Below are 4898 nucleotides of genomic sequence, written 5' to 3' on the forward strand. Positions count from 1 at the left end.
ACCGACAAGGTAGCCAGTTCGCGCAGCGGCTCGGACATGCGCGACATGATCGGCACCTGCGGAGCTACGGGTCAACTCGGGCAGCTCATGCCACCCTACCGAAGGTCACCACAGCCGCGCCCACCCAGGCTGAACAGCTACTCGATGAGGGCCTTCCAGAAGACCGGGCTCACGACCGGGTTGTTGCTGGGGGCGAGCGCCTGCACGAGGTTGTCGACCACGAACGTCATCCGCTCGGTGTCCCGCCATTCCAGGTCGGCGCCGGCGAGCAGCTGCTCGGCGGCCTGCCCGGCCGCAAGGTAGGCCTGGACGAGTCGGCGCAGCAGCGGGTTGGACGTCCAGGCCGGGTCGGTGAAACGGCGGTCCCGGGGCGGGGGCGCCAGCGTGGATCTGCCAAGACCGACACGGGCGAGCTCACCGGCGAGGGAGGTCGCCTGGCACGCCAGCTTGTGCGGCCGGCGGGCGAGGCTGGTGGCGAACCGGATGCCCGCCCTGCCCGGCATGAAGCGGCGCAGCGGCCCCAGCGCCGCGGCCGCGAGCAGCAGGTCCAGCGCCGCGGCCGCGTCGGCAGCTTCCGTGGCCGATGCCCGGGTGTCCGCGGCCGGGCCGGTCACGGCGACAGACCCTCGGGCGGCTGCACCTCGCGGCGCAGGAGCTTGCCGGTGGCCGTCTTCGGCAGCGCCGCCTCGAACCACACGTGCCTGGGGTACTTGTAGGCCGCGACCCGCTCCTTGCAGAAAGCGCGCAGGTCCGCCGGGGTGGCCTCGGCCCCGGGCTTGAGCACCACCGCGGCCCCGACCTCCTCCCCATGCGTCGGGTGCGGGATGCCGACCACGGCGGCCTCGGCGACCTCCGGGTGCTCGTAGAGCACCTCCTCGACCTCCCGCGGGTAGACGTTGTAGCCGCCGCGGATGATGAGGTCCTTCTTGCGGTCGACGATGAAGAAGTAGCCGTCCTCGTCCTGGCGGGCCAGGTCGCCGGTGCGAAACCACCCGTCCGGGATCGCCTCGCGGGTGGCCTCCTCGCGGCGCCAGTAGCCCTTCATGAGGTTGTGCCCCCGGATCGCGATCTCGCCGACCTCGCCGGTCGGCACGTCGTCGCCGAGGGGGTCGACCAGCCGCATCTCGACGCCCTCGATGGGGGTGCCGATCGAGCCGCCCTTGCGTTCCCGGTCGGGGTGGTTGAACGAGGCGACCGGGGAGGTCTCCGACAGGCCGTAGCCCTCCAGGATGATGCACCCGAAGGTGTCCTCGAAGCCGCGCAGCACCTCGACCGGCAGCGCGGCGCCGCCGGACACGCACACGCGCAGCGAGCTGACGTCGTAGTCGGCGCGGTGCGGATGGTTGAGCAGGGCCACGTACATCGTCGGGACGCCCTCGAAGACGGTGGTCCGGTCCCGCTGGATCACCTCCAGCGCCTTGCCCGGGTCGAACCGCGGCAGGAGCGTGAGGCAGGCGCCGCTGCCGACCGCGGCGTTCAGCCCGCAGGTCTGGCCAAAGGAATGGAACAGCGGCAGGCAGCCCATGATCACGTCGTCGGGCTCGAGGCGGAACAGGGTGGTCGCCGACACCGCCGCGTTGCGGCTCAGGTTGGCGTGGGTCAGCTCGGCGCCTTTGGGCTTGCCGGTCGTGCCCGAGGTGTACAGGATCACCGCCGTGTGGTCGTCCGCGCGGCTGGTCACCACCGTCTCGGGTCTGTGCTTGCCCAGCAGCTGGTCGAACGCCGCTGGCGCGACGGAGATGAAGCCGGCCCCGGCGGCCTCGGCGCCCTTGCAGACCTCCCCAGCGACCTCATCCCAGCCGAAGATGAGCTTGGCGCCGGAGTCACCGAGGTAGTACTCGATCTCGCGCGCCTTCAGCAGCGGGTTCATCGGCACCACCACCGCGCCGGCGCGGAGCACCCCGTAGTAGAGCATCGGGAACTGCGGCACGTTCGGCAGCATCAGGCCGACCCGGTCGCCGGGCTCCACGCCACGCGCGGCGAGCAGGCCCGCGACCCGCGCGGATCGTTCGTCCAGCTCGTCGTAGGTCAACACAAGACCGTCGAGCCGGACCGCGGCCCGGTGCGGGTACATGTCCTTGGCTTCGACCAGGTTCAGGGCCAGGTTCGTCATTGCCGTCCTCCGCGCGCAGGTCGTCGTTGCCCACAAGCGTCCACTCGGGTGCGGCCAAGGGCAATGGCCGGCAGGACAACAACCGCCTCCGGAGAATGTTGCCGGGCACAACGGCCGACGACCGTGAGCGCTGCCAGCGCCCGCATTGCGCCACCTCAGCGCTCGCTCGACCAGCTCGTCCCATGCATGAGGCGCAACGCGTCCAAGGCGGCCAGCAGCTCGGCCACGGCCCTCGGGTCGTCCAAGGACCGGCCGGTGTGCTCCTGCAGCCGTCGCAGCCGGTACCGCACGGTGTTGGGGTGGCAAAAGATCCGCTTGCCGGTCTCGACCGCCGAGCCGCCGGCGTCGAACCATGCCTGCAGGGTGCTCAGCAGACTCAAGCGGTCCTGGGCGGGCAGGTCGAGGACCGGTCCGAGCACCGTGCGCACGAGCTCCCCGGCCGCGTCCGGGGCGGCGGCGGCGAGCACGCGAAGCGGTGTCTCCTCGAACTGGGCGACCGCCGGGGCTCCTGCGGGCAGACTGCTGAGGACCAGCCGCGCGTAGTGCAGGGCGCGGGGCGTTTCACCCAGCGACGAATAGCTGGGGCTGACGCCGGCTCTGGCACGCACGCCACCCCGCAGCAGCGCAAGGAGGACGGGAAGTGCGTCGTGGTGCCGCAGTGACACCACGCCCGTCTGGATATCGGGATGCAGCCGCCAGGCCGACCCGATCCCACGCGCGGACAGGAGTGCCTCGACGTCCGGCAGGCCTTCCTGGGCCAGCCCAGGCGCCTCGGCGGCCACCACCACGAACACTCCCTCCCAGGGCAGCCTGAGCAGCTTCGCGGCCTCCCACAGGGTGTCCCGGTCGGGGATCCCGCCGGTGAACAGTGCCTCCACCAGGGCGGAACGTTCCCGCGCTCCGGCGAGCAGCAGCTCCGCCGCGGCCTCCCGGTAGGCCACCGTGAGTTCCTGGGTGTACTCGCCGATGAGCCACCACACGCCGCTGGCGGCGTCGACGAGCGTCTCGGACGGCGCCTGACCGCTCCGGCGAGCCTCATCGACGATCGCTTCCCACAGCTCGGTGAAGCCGATCCGGTACGCATGAAGGATGTCCGCCAGCGGCGTGCCCTGCTCGGCGCGGCGGCGACCGGTCGCGCGAGGCGCGGACAGGTCGGGCGACCGATCCGTGGTGAGCTGGCCGACCATGGACTCGAGGTTGCCGCTGACCGAGTCTCGAAGGTCCTCGAGGCTGACGACATCCCGGTCGCTGTAGAACTCGATCTCGGCCAGGATGCGCTGGACGACCCGGTCGACGAGGTCGGGAAGGCGTGCCGTGACCGACCCTGCGATCGCTGAGATCTCGGGGGCCAGGACGACGCGCGGGCGACGCGTTTGGTCACGGCCGGACGTGCTCATCGCGGAGTCCGTTTCCGGGTGGCCACGGTACCTCCCCACGCGGACACGCCGACCCCGGCTTCGATGGACAAGGGCTCGCGGCGTCGGGCCACAACAAGGTGCCACAACAAGGTGAAGGTAAGTAAGTCCCCACAGCCGCCTGCCAACCCCGCTCGAGCCACCCCGGGTCTTGACGGTCGTCCCCGGCCGAGCGATCCGGGAGCAGTTCGTGACCACATGTTCGACCGACGTCGGCACTACGAGATGTCCCGTCAATGGAGGATCGTCACGGGGAGTGGTGGTCAGGTGAAGGGCAGCTCGATGGTCCGCTGTTGGGGGCACGGCATGCCGTGCCCAGATCGGTCAGGATGGACGGCATGAGCCCGCTCGATGTCTCGCAGGCAACGCCGGTTTCCTCCGCGGACGAGTTCGATCGCTGGCTGCGCGACCACGGCGCATCCGAGCCAGAGCGGATCGTCGCGATCTACAAGAAAGCCTCCGGCAAGCAGACCGTGACCTTCGACGAGCTGCTGGAGACGGCACTGTGCCATGGCTGGGTCGACACCCAGACCAAACGCATCGACGACCAGCGCTACGCCATCCGCTTCGTCCCCCGCCGCCCCGGCTCGAACTGGTCGGCCACGAATCGCGAGAGAGTGCGGCGCCTCCAGCGCGAAGGTCGCATGACCCCCGCCGGCGAAGCCGTGCTCCCTCCCGACCTGTAGCGATGCACCCCCCGTTCGGTCACCTTTGGCTCGTCGGCGACAAGTCTCCCCTGAGCCGCTTTCGGGGGTAGGCGTCCGTACCCTCAGCGTCGAGGCTGTCCATCGCCCTCGGGAGACCCACCGCTCCCATGGTGGTGCAGGAGAGGCTTCGGCGCTCGCACGGAACACGAGTGGGGTCGATCTCGATCACGAGATATGCGTCAGAGCGCGCTTGTCCACCCCGGCGGGCTCGGGTTCCCATCCGGGCATGCCACCAACGCGGCCGCCGCCTACGGCACACGGCTCATGTGACTCCTCCTCAAGTGTCGTGGGGAGGGATCGACCCCTCAGGGCCGCCGCCGGTCAGCGCACGACGCGATAGGTGATGTGCGTCGCGAACGGTGACTGGAGCAGGCGCAGGTGCTCGAGGCTCACCGTCTCGTCGAAGTCGTCGAACAGACGCTTCCCGCGGCCGAGCACGACCGGCGCGATCGAGATCGACAGCTCTTCCACGTGTCCGGCGCGCAGCGCCTGGCGGATGACGTCCGCCCCGCCCATGACGAACACGTCCTTGCTGCCGGCCGCCTCGCGCGCCCGGGCGATGGCCTCGTCCAGCCCGTTCACGAACGTGAAGCCGGCGTCTGCGGGAGCGTCCTCCGGTCGGTGGGTCACGATGAAGAACGGCACGCCGAACGGATTGTGGCC

5 protein-coding genes are annotated in these 4898 nt (G+C 70.4%); 1 reads left to right on the forward strand and 4 read right to left on the reverse strand.

Going from position 1 to position 4898, the window contains the following annotated elements; translation table 11 throughout:
* Positions 1–137: 137 nt before the first annotated feature.
* The 3 genes from VG276_05900 to VG276_05910 form a co-directional block, all read right to left on the reverse strand.
* Positions 138–614 carry a hypothetical protein gene (locus VG276_05900; protein ID HEV8648936.1) on the reverse strand — a complete coding sequence of 159 codons (477 nt, stop codon included), beginning with the start codon at positions 612–614 and terminating at the stop codon, positions 138–140.
* Entirely contained in the window at positions 611–2113 is a 1503-nt protein-coding gene (locus VG276_05905) for a long-chain fatty acid--CoA ligase (GenBank protein HEV8648937.1), read from the reverse strand. The genes VG276_05900 and VG276_05905 overlap by 4 nt, the downstream gene beginning before the upstream one ends.
* 155 nt (positions 2114–2268) lie before the next feature.
* Positions 2269–3510 carry a helix-turn-helix domain-containing protein gene (locus tag VG276_05910; GenBank protein ID HEV8648938.1) on the reverse strand — a complete coding sequence of 414 codons (1242 nt, stop codon included), beginning with the start codon at positions 3508–3510 and terminating at the stop codon, positions 2269–2271.
* Between the two features lie 356 nt (positions 3511–3866).
* Between VG276_05910 and VG276_05915 the strand changes: the two genes are divergently transcribed.
* Positions 3867–4214: a hypothetical protein gene (locus VG276_05915; GenBank protein HEV8648939.1), complete on the forward strand. Its 348-nt coding sequence runs from the start codon at positions 3867–3869 to the stop codon at positions 4212–4214.
* A 342-nt stretch (positions 4215–4556) separates the two neighbouring features.
* On the opposite strand, the gene VG276_05920 is transcribed toward VG276_05915, so the two are convergent.
* A partial coding sequence (locus VG276_05920; protein HEV8648940.1) for a dihydrofolate reductase family protein occupies positions 4557–4898 on the reverse strand: 342 nt, incomplete at its 5' end.

This window comes from Actinomycetes bacterium (genome assembly GCA_036000965.1).
Taxonomy (GTDB): Bacteria; Actinomycetota; CALGFH01; order CALGFH01; family CALGFH01; genus DASYUT01.